The 16196-nt window shown below is 59.3% G+C and carries 16 protein-coding genes; 6 read left to right on the top strand and 10 right to left on the bottom strand.

The window, feature by feature from the left end:
* Positions 1–191: 191 nt before the first annotated feature.
* From QN370_RS17955 to QN370_RS17975, 5 genes are all read left to right on the top strand, one after another.
* Positions 192–818, top strand: coding sequence for a paraquat-inducible protein A (locus QN370_RS17955; RefSeq protein ID WP_322127988.1), 627 nt, complete (start codon positions 192–194; stop codon positions 816–818).
* Positions 811–1479 carry a paraquat-inducible protein A gene (locus QN370_RS17960; RefSeq protein WP_322127989.1) on the top strand — a complete coding sequence of 223 codons (669 nt, stop codon included), beginning with the start codon at positions 811–813 and terminating at the stop codon, positions 1477–1479. The genes QN370_RS17955 and QN370_RS17960 overlap by 8 nt, the downstream gene beginning before the upstream one ends.
* Positions 1476–3095: an intermembrane transport protein PqiB gene (locus QN370_RS17965; protein WP_322127990.1), complete on the top strand. Its 1620-nt coding sequence runs from the start codon at positions 1476–1478 to the stop codon at positions 3093–3095. Before QN370_RS17960 ends, QN370_RS17965 begins: the two co-directional genes overlap by 4 nt.
* The gene (locus QN370_RS17970) at positions 3092–3661 is read left to right on the top strand and encodes a PqiC family protein (RefSeq protein WP_322127991.1); all 570 of its coding nucleotides are present in this window, start codon (positions 3092–3094) and stop codon (positions 3659–3661) included. Before QN370_RS17965 ends, QN370_RS17970 begins: the two co-directional genes overlap by 4 nt.
* Before the next feature lie 94 nt (positions 3662–3755).
* Positions 3756–5759 (top strand): PAS domain-containing sensor histidine kinase, encoded by a 2004-nt coding sequence (locus QN370_RS17975; RefSeq protein ID WP_322127992.1) that lies wholly within the window; start codon positions 3756–3758, stop codon positions 5757–5759.
* Between the two features lie 22 nt (positions 5760–5781).
* Here the strand turns inward: QN370_RS17975 and QN370_RS17980 are convergent, their stop codons facing one another.
* Both QN370_RS17980 and QN370_RS17985 read right to left on the bottom strand, forming a co-directional pair.
* Entirely contained in the window at positions 5782–6135 is a 354-nt protein-coding gene (locus QN370_RS17980; RefSeq protein WP_322127993.1) for a DUF4928 family protein, read from the bottom strand.
* A gap of 143 nt (positions 6136–6278) precedes the next feature.
* On the bottom strand, positions 6279–7463 hold the full coding sequence (locus tag QN370_RS17985; RefSeq protein ID WP_322127994.1) for a DNA cytosine methyltransferase: 1185 nt from the start codon (positions 7461–7463) through the stop codon (positions 6279–6281).
* A 415-nt stretch (positions 7464–7878) separates the two neighbouring features.
* Here QN370_RS17985 and QN370_RS17990 point away from each other — a divergent pair, with 415 nt between their 5' ends.
* Positions 7879–8274 (top strand): DUF2237 domain-containing protein, encoded by a 396-nt coding sequence (locus QN370_RS17990; protein ID WP_322127995.1) that lies wholly within the window; start codon positions 7879–7881, stop codon positions 8272–8274.
* Between the two features lie 25 nt (positions 8275–8299).
* On the opposite strand, the gene QN370_RS17995 is transcribed toward QN370_RS17990, so the two are convergent.
* From QN370_RS17995 to QN370_RS18030, 8 genes are all read right to left on the bottom strand, one after another.
* Entirely contained in the window at positions 8300–8506 is a 207-nt protein-coding gene (locus QN370_RS17995) for a glycine zipper 2TM domain-containing protein (RefSeq protein WP_416172152.1), read from the bottom strand.
* Between the two features lie 172 nt (positions 8507–8678).
* Positions 8679–9491, bottom strand: a complete 813-nt coding sequence (motD, locus tag QN370_RS18000; RefSeq protein ID WP_322127997.1) for a flagellar motor protein MotD — start codon at positions 9489–9491, stop codon at positions 8679–8681.
* A 6-nt stretch (positions 9492–9497) separates the two neighbouring features.
* Positions 9498–10238, bottom strand: coding sequence for a flagellar motor protein (locus tag QN370_RS18005; protein WP_322127998.1), 741 nt, complete (start codon positions 10236–10238; stop codon positions 9498–9500).
* Positions 10220–10954, bottom strand: coding sequence for an RNA polymerase sigma factor FliA (locus QN370_RS18010; RefSeq protein ID WP_322127999.1), 735 nt, complete (start codon positions 10952–10954; stop codon positions 10220–10222). Before QN370_RS18010 ends, QN370_RS18005 begins: the two co-directional genes overlap by 19 nt.
* 30 nt (positions 10955–10984) lie before the next feature.
* Entirely contained in the window at positions 10985–11809 is an 825-nt protein-coding gene (locus QN370_RS18015; RefSeq protein ID WP_322128000.1) for an antiactivator of flagellar biosynthesis FleN protein, read from the bottom strand.
* Positions 11802–13121 (bottom strand): flagellar biosynthesis protein FlhF, encoded by a 1320-nt coding sequence (gene flhF, locus QN370_RS18020; RefSeq protein ID WP_322128001.1) that lies wholly within the window; start codon positions 13119–13121, stop codon positions 11802–11804. The genes QN370_RS18015 and flhF overlap by 8 nt, the downstream gene beginning before the upstream one ends.
* Positions 13118–15202: a flagellar biosynthesis protein FlhA gene (flhA, locus tag QN370_RS18025; protein WP_322128002.1), complete on the bottom strand. Its 2085-nt coding sequence runs from the start codon at positions 15200–15202 to the stop codon at positions 13118–13120. The genes flhF and flhA overlap by 4 nt, the downstream gene beginning before the upstream one ends.
* A 408-nt stretch (positions 15203–15610) precedes the next feature.
* Positions 15611–16006 carry a hypothetical protein gene (locus QN370_RS18030; protein WP_322128003.1) on the bottom strand — a complete coding sequence of 132 codons (396 nt, stop codon included), beginning with the start codon at positions 16004–16006 and terminating at the stop codon, positions 15611–15613.
* Positions 16007–16196: the final 190 nt, after the last annotated feature.

The raw sequence follows: 16196 nt of genomic DNA on the forward strand, positions 1-16196 counted from the left end.
TGGACGGTCCATATTTCACCGCTTTCTTGGCCAATAGCTCGCTATTGGCACTGCGAAATCGGCAAAATCTGTCCTCGTCCAGCTATTTTTTCGCTTCGATTCCCTAAGTCCGACAGGCTCCTAGTCTCGCCACGGCCGTATAATTTGCCGTCCCGGCCGCTGCCAGGCCGACCACCTTACCTTCCGTTTCCATGTCCAACGACCGTGCTGCTACTGCACTGCCCCTGATTGCCTGTCGCGAATGCGACCTGCTGCAGCACGAAATCGCGTTGCCGCCACACGCGGAGGCGCTCTGTCTGCGTTGCGGTGCGCAACTGTACCGGCAAACGCTGCACGGACCGGATACGACGCTGGCCTTCACGCTGGCCAGCGTCTTGCTGTTTTTGCTGGCCAATTTTTTCCCGTTGGTGCGACTGGAACTGCAAGGTAACCAGACAACGTCGACGTTATTCGGTGCCGTCACCACGCTGGCCTCGCAAGACCTGCTGTCGGTGGCGCTGCTGGTGTTTAGTACCACCATCGTCGTGCCGGCCATCGAGATGGCGGCGATGCTGTATCTGCTGTTGCCGCGTCGGCTAGGCGTCACCGTTCCTGGCCGGGCACTGACCTTCCGGCTCATCGAGCTGCTCAGGCCGTGGGGCATGATCGAAGTCTTCATGCTGGGTGTGCTGGTTTCGGTGGTAAAAATGGCCACCTTTTCCTCCGTGGTACCGGGTGTGGCATTGTGGTCGTTCGGTGCGTTGATGCTGACGCTGGCGGCGGCTGCGCATTTTTTCAATCCGCGCGACTTGTGGCAAAAAATGGCGATCCATGACTGAACCACAGCCAGGGCTTGCTGTCACGGCAGCCGCACGCGGACTGCTGCGCTGCAACGCCTGCGATTTGCTGTGCAAACCACTTGCCAGCGCAGGCCCGAGCAACTGTCCGCGCTGTGCCGCGCCGCTGCATCAGCGTATTCCGCACAGCATTCGCAAGACCTGGGCTTTCCTGCTGGCGGCGATGATCCTGTACATTCCGGCTAACCTGATGCCGATCATGCAGAGCCGGTCATTTTTTTCGGTGCGGGACGACACCATCATGAGCGGCGTGGTCTTCCTGTGGATTGGCGGTTCGCACATGCTGGCACTGCTGGTATTTGTTGCCAGCATCGTGATTCCGCTGTTCAAGTTGATGGCGCTCTCCCTGCTGACGTTGTCGGTCCAGTTACGCTCGAGCTGGCAGCCGCGCCAGCGCTCCCGGATGTATCGGCTGATCGAGGCGATCGGACGCTGGTCGATGCTCGATATTTATGTGGTGGCGGTGCTGGTGGCGCTGGTGCAGGTGCAGTCGTTTGCTCGCATCGAGGCCGGTCCGGGCGCTGCTGCCTTCGGTGCGGTGGTCGTACTGACCTTGCTGGCGTCCAGCAGTTTTGATCCGCGCCTGATCTGGGATTACGTGGATAACGAATACATGGAAAACAAGCATGGAGAACAAACTTGACTGAAGTAACCGACAAGACCGATTTGCCCCATGCCGTGCGCGCCCCGCGCTGGCATTGGGCGCCATGGCTGATCTGGTTGATCCCGATGATTGCATCCCTGGTCGGCGGCACCATCCTGATCCAGACACTGATGGCGCGTGGCCCGACCATCACGATCAACTTCAAGAGTGCAGAAGGACTGGAAGCCGGCAAGACGCAGATCAAGTACAAGGAAGTCGAGATCGGCACCGTCGGCCGCATCACGCTGTCGCCGGATCGCAAGCAGGTCGTCGTCACGGCCCAGCTGGTCAAGAGTGCCGACAGTTTCCTGCGCGACGACACGCGCTTCTGGGTGGTGCGACCGCGGGTCGGTGCCGGGGGCATTTCCGGACTGGGCACGTTGCTCTCGGGTTCGTACATCGGTGTCGATGCCGGCACCTCCGAAGAAAGCCGTGATGCCTTCACCGGGCTAGACGTACCGCCCTTCGTGCTGACCGGACTGACCGGCCGCCAGTTCGTGCTGCATGCCGAACAGATTGGCTCGCTCGACATCGGCGCACCCGTCTTTTTCCGGCATATTCAGGCAGGCCAGATCACCGCCTACGAACTCGACCCGAACGGCACCGGAGTCATCCTGCATGTCTTCGTCAATGCCCCCTACGACAAATACGTGACCACCACTTCGCGCTTCTGGCAAGCCAGCGGTGTCGAACTGAGCCTTGATGCCTCCGGCGTCAAGCTGGCCACCGAGTCGCTGGCATCGATCCTGTCAGGCGGCGTCAGTTTTGGCGCACCCGATGATTTGCCCGTTGCCCCTGAAGCGAAAGACAACAGCACTTTCACGCTATTCGGCAACCGCGACAATGCCATGAAACCTGCCGATACCGTGGTGCGCAAGGCCGTGCTGTATTTTGAGGAATCGACACGCGGACTGGCACCTGGCGCACCGGTCGATTTCCGCGGCATCGTCATCGGCGAAGTCACGGACATCCGTCTCGAAGTCGACCGCACAGACAAGGTGTTCCGCTTCCCGGTCGCTGTCAATATCTACCCGCAACGCCTGCAATCACGCAATCCCAACGGCACCCCTACCGAAGCGTCGTCGCGCAAGGTCATCGACGCGCTGGTTGCACGCGGCATGCGCGCACAACTGAAAACCGGCAATCTGCTGACCGGCCAGTTGTTCGTCGCGCTGGATTTTTTCCCGGACGCCGCCAAGACCCGCATCGACTGGAAGCAGGAACCGATCACGCTGGCGACCGTGCCCGGCACGCTGGAGGAACTGCAAACCATCCTCAGCCGGATTGCCCGCCGGCTCGACAAGGTGCCGCTGGAACAGATCGGTGCCGATCTGCGCGTGGCACTGAAGTCACTCGACAGCACGCTCAAGAGCACCAACGCGCTGGTGCAGCGCGTCGATACCGAACTGACGCCACAAGCCAGCGCAACCCTCGAACAGGTGCGCAAGACCGTCGCCAGCGCCGATGCCGTGCTGGCCAGCGATGCCCCTTTGCAGCAAGACCTGCGCACCACCCTGAGCGATATCAGCCGCGCCGCACAAGCGTTGCGCTCGTTGACCGATTATCTAGACCGCCATCCGGAAGCGCTGCTACGCGGCAAAAAGGACAACCCATGACCTCGCGCCTGCCCCGCACACTCGCCGCGCTGCTCGCTGCCAGCCTGTTACTGGCCGCTTGCGCCAGCACCCCGGCCACGCAGTTCTATACGCTGGAGGCGCTCTCCGCGTCCGGCACATCCACCAGCACCAGCGCCGTGCGGATCGGTCATGTCACGGTACCGGAACTGGTCGACCGGCCACAGATGGTGCTGCGCTCAGGTAGCAATCAGGTCAACCTGCTCGAACAGCGACGCTGGGCCGAATCGCTGCGCAGTGCCATTGCACGCGTCGTCGCGGCGAACCTGGCGGTGCCGGGAAGTACCGCGACAGCCACGACAACCACGACAACCGCCACAACGACAGTCGATATCGATGTCGACCGTTTCGATTCGCAACTCGGTGTCGCCGTCGATCTGTCGGCAACCTGGCACATCCGCCCCGCCGCCGGCTCCGTGCGCAGTGGCAGCATGCGCTGGCACGAACCGGTCTCAGGTAACGACTACGCCGATCTGGCCGCAGCTCACAGCCGTGCGCTGGCCGAATTGAGCCGGCAAATCGCTGCGGCCGTCGACACCCCGCCGTGACGTCCCTTGTTCAGGCCGATCGCGACGTTGATGCATCGCAGCGAAAGCAGGCTGGATTTCCCCCAAGATGACAAAACTACCGACAAGGAGCTTTGTGAATCTGCCGCTCTCCGACCTGAACGGGACTGATGACAGCCTGAGCCACGAACTGGACCAGCTACACGCCGATCCAACGACGCAACTTTCCTTGCGTTGCCGCCGGATTGCACTGGGCATTGCACTGGTGGTCAGCTTGACTGGTGCCGGCGTGCTGGCAATGTCGCGCTTGCCGCTGCTGCCCTTGATGCCGGCCAATGTCGCACTGGGCTTGCTGCTGGCCGGGATGACGCTGGCATTGCAAAGCCACTCTCTGATCCGGTTGCTGCCAGTGCGATTGCTGGCGCTGTGCTTCGCCGCACTGGTGACGCTACTCGGCCTGGCCGCCGTGGCGCACGGTTTATCCCTGCCCGGCCTGGGTCTCGATGCGTTCCTGAGCAACTTGACACTTTCCGTCACCGGTAATCCGGCTATACCGATGCATCCGATCAGCGCCTTCTCGCTGGTCCTGACGGGCACCGCCCTGCTGCTGCAGGACGTTCGCACGCGACAGCATCATGCACCCACCGAATTCATCGCGCTGAGCCTGGCCGCACTGAACCTGGTACCGCTGGCGGGACTGGCCTATCAGGTCGGGGCATTGGCCGATCTGGGTAATGCCGTACCCGTACCGGCCACGGCTGCGCTGGCATTTTTCAGTCTGGGTACCGGTTTGCTTTTGTCGCAACCGAGCCGCAGTCTGATGGCAATCATTACCGACAACGTACCGGGGGGGCAGATGCTGCGCCGTTCGTTGCCGCAAACCCTGCTGGTGCTGGTGCTGCTGAACTGGATTATCAGCCGTGGTGCGCTGCTGGGACTGTATGGTCAGCCCATGGTGTCGCCGATACTGACGCTGCTCAACAGCACCGTCATTCTGGTGATTTTCTGGCGCACGGCGGCCACCGTCAACGACGAATACCGGGCCCGTTTGCAAAGCGCCAGCAACCTTGCCGAAGCCAGTTCGCTGCTCATTGCTGTCAGCGACAATACCGACGATCAGATCTTCGTCAAGAACCGCGAAGGCAAGCTGATTTTTGCGAATCCGGCCACGCTGCGCAGCCTCGGCAAGACGCGCGACGAAGTCCTGCATCATGGCAGCAATGAACTGCTGTCTGATCCGGACGAAGCCGCCCAGATCGACCGCGACGACCAGCGCATCATGGAAGGCAAGGTGTCAGCCACGCTGGAACAAACGCTGCATCTGTCCCAGGGCGAGCGGACCTACTCGTCGACCAAGGCACCGTGGTTCGATGCCCATGGCCAGCTGCTTGGCCTGATCGGCATCAGCACCGACATCAGCACGCGCAAGGAAATGGAGCGCCAGCTCAAGCAGCGCGAAGCCGAACTGGAAGCCACCATCAGCCAGCGCACGGCCGTGCTGCGCAAGCTCGGCGACCATCTGGAGTCGGTGCGCGAAGAAGAAAAACGCAGCATCGCACGCGAACTGCACGATGACATGGGCGCTTCGCTGACCTCGCTGAACATGCACCTCGACAGTATCTACAAGGCCTTGCCCGACGAGCCAAAATGGGCCGACAAGGCCGAGCGCGTACGGGCCCTGGTGGCTTCGCTGGTTGCCACGACCCGCCGCATACAGATCGGTCTGCGACCTATCATGCTGGACCTGTTCGGCCTGAAAGCCGGCATCATTGAACAGCTCGAAGAATTCGAACAGCGCACCGGCATCGTCTGCAAGACCAGTCTTCCCGATGACGACGTCGCCTTGCCGCACAAGCTGGAAATCACGCTATACCGTATGTTGCAGGAAGCGCTCAACAATGTCGCCAAGCATGCGCAGGCCAGCAAGGTCGACGTGATCCTTGACGTCGACGAAGACCAGGCAACCCTGACGATACGCGACGACGGTATCGGCATTGCGCCCGAGCGCATCAGCAATCAATCGACCTATGGCATCCGTGGCCTGAGCGAACGCGCGTCCTTCCTTGGCGGCACTGCCACCGTATTCGCCAATCCGGTACGCGGGACGACTGTGCGGATCAGCTTGCCCGCGCAGTTGTGATGCAGGAACGGCAAAAAGGAGGTCAGTCGAAAGTAATACGCAGACTTACGTCCGCTTCATGCGCGGGGACGATCTCGTTATATTTTTCGATGAGTCGAATGACTGTGATTTTTCGGTCCGCGCCTTTAAAAAGGCTCATCTCGTAGAGGTTCGCCGCGAGGAACTGAAGCGCATCCATTACCTCAACGCGGCCTTCGATGCCAGCATTCTCTGCCAAACCTTCGGCAGCGCCAATCATCTTCGCAATCGTCAGGATGATGGGATGTTGCCCCGCCTTGATGTTGGCTTCGCACTTCCGAAGAAGCGCTTCCGATGGTGCCGTCGTGCAGTGAATGACGGCATTGTCGATGACGAAGTCACCAGACCTCGCAGACACGGCATCAGCGACCGGGTGTCAGTAACTTCTCCGGATCGAAGGGTAGGCCAAGAACTTTCGCCTTTCGCGTAAGAACCAGCACGGTTCCGAGAGCCCCGGCACCACTGACCTGATAATCTGCCTTGAACTGAACTAACGCGGCTTCAAGCTTCGGATTGATCTGCATACGTGTCTGCCAAAGGCAAGAGTAATTTTTCAGCGAGCCATGTGGCGACCGGAACGGCTACGGCATCACCCATTGCCTTGTAGCCGTCATTGTAAGTACCCGGAATTTTGTAGTCTTCAGGCGCACCCATCAGACGAGCGGTTTCCTTGACAGTCAACAAACGGCTTCTGAGTTCGCCGTTTTTTCGGATAACAAGAATTTGCCGACTGCTCCCTCCGCTGGGAGTGCGCAGACATCCTGCAACATGATCAAACCGCAGTTCCAGCACCTGTTTGCCCGCTCGCGTACGTTTATAGCCCGGAGCCACGAACGTCTGCTTTTTCGGCAGAGCGCTCAGCAAGGCAGCGTGCTTGGGGGAGATCAAACTGATATTGCGCTCGTCCGATTGCGTGTTCGCATAGCCGGCACCAAATTCCACAATATCCGCCAGGACTCCCGAACGCGCGGGTGGCTCGGGCATATGCCACCAAACCCAGTTATCCAAACCGCTGGCTGCCTTTTGCACCGATGCCGGATGCAGCCAGGTTGGCGTTGTGCTGGTGAGTTCGGCGGGCACATGCAAATCGTTTCGCACAGCGACAACAAAGATACGCGGACGAGATTGAGGAACGAAGCGTACGGCATCGATCAGCATGGCACCCACTTTGTAGCCCCGCTCTGTCAACGCAGCATGCAGCTTGCGGTAGTGAGCACCACCGGACGATGACACCAAGCCCAGGACATTTTCCGCGACCAGGATCGGTGGTGCTATGGACATCTCATCAATGATGCGCAACCAGTCCCATACCAGGCCGCTACGCTTGCCGTGAATGCCGCCAGCAAGACCCGCGAGGGACAGATCCTGACAGGGGAAAGATGCCCATGCCAAAGCCGCAGCAGGGAGTTCCTTGCCTGTTACATCGGCAATGGAGCCGAGGTGAAAGTGCTTGCTGGTGTGGTTCGCCGTATAAACCGCCGCTTTCTTGACATCGATATCATTGGCCCAGATGGGCTTGAACATCGTTTTCAGTCCCTGGGCGACCAGTCCGCTACCCGCGAAAAATTCCAGATAAGCGTGCCGGGGCTGCTTGTTGACGGCGCAACTAACCGACGAGGTCGATGGCAGTGGTGACGATAGCGTGTCTGTCAGTGAATATTCGAAAAGTGGGGAGCGTAGCGGCATGTCGCCATTGTAACGGTGTTCTCAACACGATCCCTAACCGCACTGGTCAGCGTTTGATGGCAAACCACACATGCTGCACCACCGCTCTATTGCTGCAATTTGAAACGCCAGCGTTAAAAAAGTTATGGCTTTTCGGCCTCACAAATAATCTCTACCGCCCCGCCACAATCGCCGCGAGAGTACCGGCAGCTTTGATACGCCAAACTGCCGGCCTTGAACACATCCAGATACCACTCACGCGCATCCGGCTCGCCTCTGAGGACCGCCTCGGCAAAGAGCGGTCCGGCCGCAATCGTTTCCGGAGAAAATGACGGGGAAGCAGGATTAAGAAAGGCAACCATCATCACCGGCGCAGGGTCACAAGACACCTGTTACCCTGACCAGTCCGCACTATTTCTCCGCTTAGGAATCCATCATGACGACACCCCGCATTGAACCCGCCCGCAACGTTCTTGGCGAACCGCTGGTGCCCTGCTCTTTCGATCCGCTGACCGGTTATTTTCGCGATGGCTGCTGCAAGACCAACGACGAAGATGTCGGCACCCATGTGATTTGCGCGGTCATGACCGCCGAATTCCTTGCCTTCAGCAAGGCACGCGGCAATGACCTCTCGACGCCGCATCCGCAATGGCGCTTTCCGGGGCTCAAACCCGGCGATCAGTGGTGCCTGTGTGCCCTGCGCTGGAAAGAAGCGTTCGAGGCTGGTGCCGCCCCGCTGGTGGTGCTCGAAAGCACCCATAGCAAAGCGCTCCAGGTCGTCACGTTCGACGAGCTGGAGCGCTTTGCCCATAGCGGCACCGACATGGCCTGAGCCATGCCGGTCTGCAGGTGACGTCTTACTTGCCGATCTGATTGCCGATCACGCCGCCGACTGCAGCACCACCGACGGTACCGATTCCGCTACCGCCAGTCAGAACTGCACCGGCGACGCCGCCGATACCGGCACCGGCTGCCGTGTTCTTGTCACGGTTGGACATGCCGGCGCAACCGCCGAGCGAAATCAGGATGGCCGAAGCGCACGCGATGGCGATTAATTTTTTCATGCTTGTCATGGTAGTGTCCTCTTGGTCTAAGGAGGAACGGGCCGTCAGTGAGGGCTGCTGCTGCAGACTCATCCGACTCGTTTCTTGAGAGTCAGTATGTCAGCGAATGAACTAAAGAACAGTTCGCTACCGAACATAGCGCAAGACCGACAGTCCACTCCCGCATCAACACTCAGGGCGCGGCGTTGCCCGGCAACGGCACTTCGGTCACGGTCTCCGGCAAGGTCGCCAGAATCAGTACTTCAACGCGACGGTTGCGCACTCGTCCTTCCGGCGCATCGTTACTGCCGACCGGTTTGTTGGAACCGTGGCCGACTGCCGTCAGGCGATTTGCCGTTACGCCGTTTTCGGCAAACAGCCGCACCACGCTGCTGGCGCGCACGCTCGACAATTCCCAATTGGACGGAAAGCTTGCGTTGTAGATCGGCAGATTATCGGTATGCCCTTCGATCTGGATCGCATGGGTGTCCCTGCTCAGTACTTGCGCGATCGCGCTCAATGCTGCACCGGACTCGCTCGTCAGGCGCGCTTCGCCAGGGGCGAACAGCACGCTGGCATTGATCTCGATACTGACGCCGCGACTGGTCTGGGTAACCCGCACCTTGCCCGAACTGACCAACGGCGACAGCACCGTGAGAATGTCGCGGGCGATGCTGGTCATGCTGTCCTTTTCACGCTGCAACAAGGCGATACGCTGCTGTTCGGCTGGCGGCGCACGACGCGGTAACGCAGACGGTGGCTCGATGCGGACCGGTGGCGCGAGGATGATGGGCGAACTGCCAAAGGCTGCGCCGAGCGATGTCGACAGCACCCGGTACTTGCCGTTATTGACCGTCGAGATGGCATACATCACGACAAAAAAAGCGAACAGCAGCGTGATGAAATCGGCATACGAAATGAGCCAGCGATCATGGCTGGGCGCGTCCTCCTCGAAGTGCTTGCGGCTGTGCGAAGTCGGGCTGGGTGGTTCGCGGTATTTGTTCATGCCGGCCTAGCGCTCGTAGGCTTTCATGCGTTCCTCGATCGAGATCGGATTATCGCCCGCAGCGATACAGCAGAACGCATCGGCCAGCATTTCCAGCCGGGTGACTTCGTCGTTGACAGCGGTCTTGAGCTTGCCGCCAATCGGCAGAAAGACCAGATTGGCCAGGCCAACGCCATAAATCGTTGCGACGAACGCCACCGCGATGCCAGCCCCGAGCCGGCTCGGATCAGTCAGGTTTTCCATCACGTGAATCAGGCCCAAGACCGCTCCGAGAATGCCGATGGTCGGGGCGTAGCCACCGGCGGCGTCCCAGATGCGAGCCGACTTGCGCTCGCGTGTTTCGTAGCTGCTGATTTCGATGCCGAGAATTTCGCGCAGCTTGTACGGATCAATGCCGTCGGTGAGCAAGCGCAACCCCTTGATGATGAACGGATCGTCGTTCCTGTTCATGAAGCGCTCGAGGCTGAGCAAACCCTCGCGGCGGGCAGTCTGGCTCCACATCGCCACATCGGCGGCATGCACCAGATGCCGGTCAGGCTGGAGTCGAAACACCGTTCCCGCCATTTGCACGCCCCGCCGGAATGTCGGCCAGCCGCTTTGCAACAGCACCGCACCGAGCGTGCCGACAATCACAATGACAAAGGCGGTGGGCTGCACCAGCGCACCGAGACGACCACCCTCCAGCATTTGTCCGACAACGATACCGAGCAATGCCAGTACCAATCCGGCTACGCTACCCCAGTCCATGTCTTCTCCCTCAGGAAAGCGCGCATCCGGGCGATTGCCTGGCTGTGCAGTTGCGAGATCCGGGATTCGGACACGCCGAGCACGGCACCGATTTCCTTGAGGTTCATTTCCTGTTCGTAGTACAGGCCCATCAGTATTTTTTCACGTTCGGGCAAGGCTTCGATGGCGCGGATGACGGCCTCACGAAACCCCGCATTGAGCAGGGTCTGCAGCGGATTGTCGGACAAGTCGGTGCAATAGCGATCAAGAAAATGTTCGTTGCCTTCGGAGCTGTCATGAAAATCTTCGTAGTACACCAGCTGGTGGCCGCCCCCCTCACCGAGCAGGTCCTGATAATCGGCCAGCGAGAGTTTCATGTGCTTGGCTAATTCGGCTTCGAGCGGTGGACGACCGAGCTTTTGCTGCAGGGCCTGCATCGCCACTTCAATCTTGCGCATGTTCTGGCGCATGCTGCGCGGCAGCCAGTCGCTGCTGCGCAATTCGTCGAGCATCGAACCGCGGATACGCTGCACCGCATAGGTTTCGAACTGGGCACCATGGGTATCTTCGTAACGATTGATCGCATCGAACAAACCGATCATGCCGGCCTGAATCAAGTCGTCCACTTCCACGCTGGGCGGCAATTTGGCTTTCATCTGATGGGCGAGTCGCTTGACCAGCGGCGCGTGCTGCACCAGCAGATTATTCTTGTCTGTTTTTCCGCTCGGTGTGTACATGAAACTCCAGGACTCCTGTGTTGACCCTGATCAGGCGAATTCGGTCATGCGCATGCTACCGGCATCCCCATTGGCAAAATGTCCAGCCAGCCGGCGAAAAGCCACCGAGGCCAAGGCCATCGGGAAGGCATCGATGACCGAACGACCCAGTTGCGCTGCCCGCTTGAGGTCGGCGTCGGCTGGCACGGACCCGATCGCGATCAGTTCCAATGCCAGATATCGACTGGCCGCCTGCGCCATGTTGGCGAACACCTGCTGCGCGTCGCGCTCACTGGCACCTGTAACCAGAATACCGAATGGCCGACGGCCCAGTTGCGCACTCAGGCGCTTGATGATCGCATAAGCGGCAGTGATAGAGCTACCGCTACTTGAAACCTGTACAACAATTTCGCCACGCTGCATGGCTGGCAAGACAAAACTATCCGCCCCATCGAGCTCGGCATCGACCAGCACAATGTCATGCTGGCTGGCCAGCACACCGAACGTATTCGACAATCGCCTGGCCTGATCGACATCTTGCATCGCACTGCGCAGATTCTCGCGTGCCAGTGTGGCGACGCCAAAACCCTGCGCCAGCGTCTGCACGACTTCATTGAGGCCGCGTTCCTGGCGCGCCACCTGCATCAGTGTTGCTGCGCATGCGGCACCCAACCGGTTCGCCAGCCCGTTCGACGCCGAACAGGCATCGAGCAAAAGCACATTGCTGCCAGTGCGGGTCAGCGAGGCCGCCAGATTGACCAGCGTGCCTGATTTTTCTTCGGCACCCAGTGCCGAGACAAGACTGACCACGCGTGGCTTGGAACCGGCCAGCATGCGGCGCAGTCCTTCTGCCTGGTCGGTAGAAAAACTAGCCAAGATGCACCTCACGCAAAGTCTTGTCATTGAAGGAGCGCGTGGCCCCCGCCATCACCAGCGGTAATTCGGCGTCGGTCAACTGGAACGGCTTGCTTTCATGCTTGAGCCTGAAAGCACGGTCGACCAGATACTGCTTGTTGGCCACATGCAGGTCTTCCGGCACGCGCTGGCCGTTTGCGACGTAGAACAAATTGAGTTTCTGACGGATCACTACATCGAGCACATTACCGATGGTAGCGGCTTCGTCCAGCTTGGTCATCACGCAACCGGCCAGGCCACTGCCCTGGTAAGCGCGCACGACCTCGTTCAAGGTTTCGCCGGTCGACGTGGCATTGAGGCACAGCAGCCGCTTCACGTGGGAACCGGCACCTTGCAGCATCGCAACCTGTTCGGTCACCATATGGTCGCGCTGGCTCACCCCGACGGTGTCGATGAGTACCGTGTGCTTGTTCTTGAGTTCGTCCAGGGCGATGCGCAGGTCGGACTCATCCTTGACCGAATGCACCATCACGCCGAGGATTTTTCCGTAAATGCGCAATTGCTCGTAGCCGCCGATACGATAGCCATCCGTCGTGATCAGGGCCAGCTTGCCGGGACCGTGGCGCATCACGCAACGGGCCGCCAGCTTGGCGGTGGTGGTGGTCTTGCCGACACCGGTCGGACCGACCAGCGCAAACACGCCACCCTGTTCGAGGATCGCGCTTTCATCGGAGACCGCGCAAATATTGCGCGCCATCACCGTCTTGATCCAGGCCATGCCGGTCGCTGCGGTTGCGCCAGCCGGCAGGTTTTCGCTCATGTAGCGCGACAGGCTGGCGCTGAATCCGGCCACCAGCAATTCACGCAGGATGGTGGCTTTGACCGGCTCGCGCTTTTGCTGCGACGACCAGGACAGCTCGGAAAACTGCGACTCCATCATCGTGCGCATCGAGCGCAGCTCGGTCATCATTTCTGCCATCTCGCGCAACACGCTGATTTGCGGTGACGGCTCGGGCGGGCGCGTATTGCGTTCCTGCTGCGACTGTTCCAGCGCACCGGCCAGACCGGCGGCCTGATCGGTTTCCGTGCGCCGCTTGGCGAAGGCCGACAGCATCGTCGCCTCCTGTGCCGGCAACGTCACTTGCGCAGCCAGGGTTTCTTTTTCAATCACCGGCGAGGCCAGCGACGACATGTCTTCGCTGGCCAGTGCCAGAATTTCGACCAGCCCATTGATGTTGCGATTCGACAGGATCACGGCATCCGGCCCAAGAACCTCACGGACTTGACGCAACGCATCACGCGAACTGCTTGCGGAGAATTTTTTCACGTTCATGCTTGAGCTCCAACCAGGCTGGTTACTTTAATTGTCTTCGTATCGGGTAATTCGGCGTGCGATAGTACCTTTAGTTGTGGCAACGCGCGACGCAGAAAGCGCGACAACAGTGCCCGCAACGGTGCCGGCACCAGCAGCACCGGCGTCAGACCGAGTTGCTCCTGATGCAGCGCTGCTTGCTGGGTCTGGAACTGCAGCGTATCGGCCAGACCGGGCTCGATGCCGGCACCGTCCGGACCGCTCGCCTGCAATGCCTGCATCAGCAGCCGTTCAAGACGGTTATCCAGCGCCATCACCGACAACTCGTTCGTCCCCGGGAAAATATCCTGCACGATGGCCCGGCCCAGTGCAATGCGCACCAGTGCAGTCAGCTCGTTCGATTCCTGCACCTGTGATGACTGTTCGGCCAGACATTCGATGATGGTGCGCATGTCGCGGATGTGGACGCCTTCGTTCAACAGGTTCTGCAACACCTTCTGCAACGTAGAGATCGATACCATTTTCGGCACCAGATCTTCGACCAGCTTCGGCATCTCCTTGGCAAGGTGATCGAGTAACTGCTGCACTTCCTGACGACCCAGCAGCTCGGCGGCATGCGAGGTGATCAAGTGATTAAGGTGCGTCGCCACCACGGTGCCGGCATCCACCACGGTATATCCCATGGTCTGGGCCTGTTCGCGCATGGCGGAATCGATCCAGACGGCGGGCAGACCGAAAGCCGGATCCGTCGTCTGCGTCCCGGCCAGTGTGCCCGTCACCATCCCCGGATTGATCGCCAGAAATTGGCCCGCATGCGCTTCGCCGGTGCCGACTTCGACGCCTTTGAGAGTGATCCGGTACGACGACGGTTTCAATTCGAGATTGTCGCGGATATGCACCGGCGGCGACAGAAAGCCCACTTCCTGCGCGAACTTCTTGCGGATGCCCTTGATACGCTTGAGCAGTTCGCCGCTCTGGGTCTTGTCGACCAGCGGGATCAAGCGGTAACCCACCTCCAGGCCAAGCATGTCGACCGGCACGATGTCCTGCCAGGTCGCTTCTTCGCTTTCGACTGGCGCAGCGGCCGCAACTGGCTCGACTACCGCCTCGACGGGAGCGGCAATGCGTTTGGCAGCGGCATGGCCGGCGGCTCCCAGCAACGATCCCAGCAGCACGAATGCCACATGCGGCATGCCCGGAATCAACCCCATGCCGCCGATGATGGCACCGGTAATGTAGAGCACTTGCGGCTTGGCAAACAGCTGATTCACCAGCTGACTACCGATATCGACGTCACTGGCGACGCGCGAAACGACCACGCCGGCCGCAGTTGAAATGATCAGCGATGGAATCTGTGCGACCAGGCCGTCACCGATGGCGAGCAGCGTGTAGTTCTTGAGCGCATCGGCGAAACCCATATCATGCTGCAGCAAGCCAACCAGCAAACCGCCGATGACGTTGATGACGGTAACGATGATGCCGGCGACCGCATCGCCGCGCACGTACTTGGAGGCACCATCCATGGCACCGTAAAACTCGGCTTCCTGCGCCACTTCGGTCCGGCGGCGCTTGGCTTCTGGCTCGCCAATCAGGCCGGCATTGAGATCGGCATCAATCGCCATCTGCTTGCCCGGCATCGCATCCAGGGCGAAACGCGCACCGACCTCGGCAATCCGCCCGGCACCTTTTGTCACGACGGTGAAGTTGATGATGGTCAGGATAATAAAGACGACGATACCGACCGTGTAATTACCGCCGATCAAAAAGTGGCCGAACGCCTCGATCACCTTGCCGGCAGCATCCGGGCCCTTGTGACCTTCGGTCAGCACGACGCGGGTCGACGCCACGTTCAACGAAAGCCGCAACATCGTACTGACCAGAAGCACGGTCGGAAACGCCATGAAATCCAGCGGCCGCACCGTGTACAGGGCAGTCAGCAAAACGATGATGGACAGGGCAATGTTGAAGCTGAAAAAGACATCCAGCACAAACGCCGGCAGCGGCAGAATCATCATCGACAGCATCATGATAATGATGATCGGCGCGGCAATCGCCTTGCTGTTCGGACCGCTCAACCAGAGTGGCAATTTGATGCTGTTCATTGTGCAAATCCGGTGTCAGTCGGGATCGGCATTGCCATCGATATAACGGCAACTCCCCATATGACACCGATTATTGCGCCAAGGGAAGAAACATCATCCAGCGAACAAGAGGGGAAAGCCAAAGGTATTCGTAACCTGCCAGAGAAAGACCCGCAAAACAAAATTACCATTCAGGGTCAGAGTCGATTTATTTAATATCAAATAGGGTCAGAGTCAATTTATCCATCGCCGTCCCGCACCATCGGGGTCAGAGTCGATTTATTCGATATCAAATAGGGTCAGAGTCAAATTATTCATTGCCGTACCGCTTTGCAACATTCCATGCAGCGAGCTATTGGCCAAGAAAGCGGTGAAATATGGACCGTCCAGCTATTTTTGCAGCCGATTCTTCCTAAGTCAGACAGGCTCCTAACAACAGGATCCCGCAGTGGTGGCGGTCGCAAAGGCACCCAATGCCGTCGCCTGTTTGTAAGGAGCACCGTCGATCGCGATACCCACCGTCAGATACCCGGCCGAATCCTGATTTTGGGCCGACAGGGAAAATGGCTGGCCCGGAATGACAACAAACTGTTTTTTCCAGGGAACGTTCACGATTTCTTGTGCAATGCCACCCTGATCATTCTGGTAGGTCACCGAGGCTCGCGAAATGGGGCCATCTACGCTATAGACAAGAACATGGGTAGCGTCATTGGCACCGGCGGACGTACCAGCACCAGCACCAGCACCACCACCGCCAAAACCCGCCTCACCAGCTCCACAGGCAGCCAACAACAAGCACAACGAAAGAGTGATTAATTTTTTCATCGCATTCCTGACAGGTCATGTGAGGGCAGTTATTCAACCTGCCTTCGATGAGTAGGCGAAACGGGACAAATGGTTCACTGCGAAAACATCCTTATTTTTTATTGGATGCGCGGCTACGACTTGATGACACCGGGTAGTTATCCATCCACACCATTGAAATTTTCAAGCTTGCGTTGAACTGGCAACACGT

This window comes from Actimicrobium sp. CCI2.3 (assembly GCF_035019065.1).
Classification (GTDB): domain Bacteria; phylum Pseudomonadota; class Gammaproteobacteria; order Burkholderiales; family Burkholderiaceae_D; genus Actimicrobium.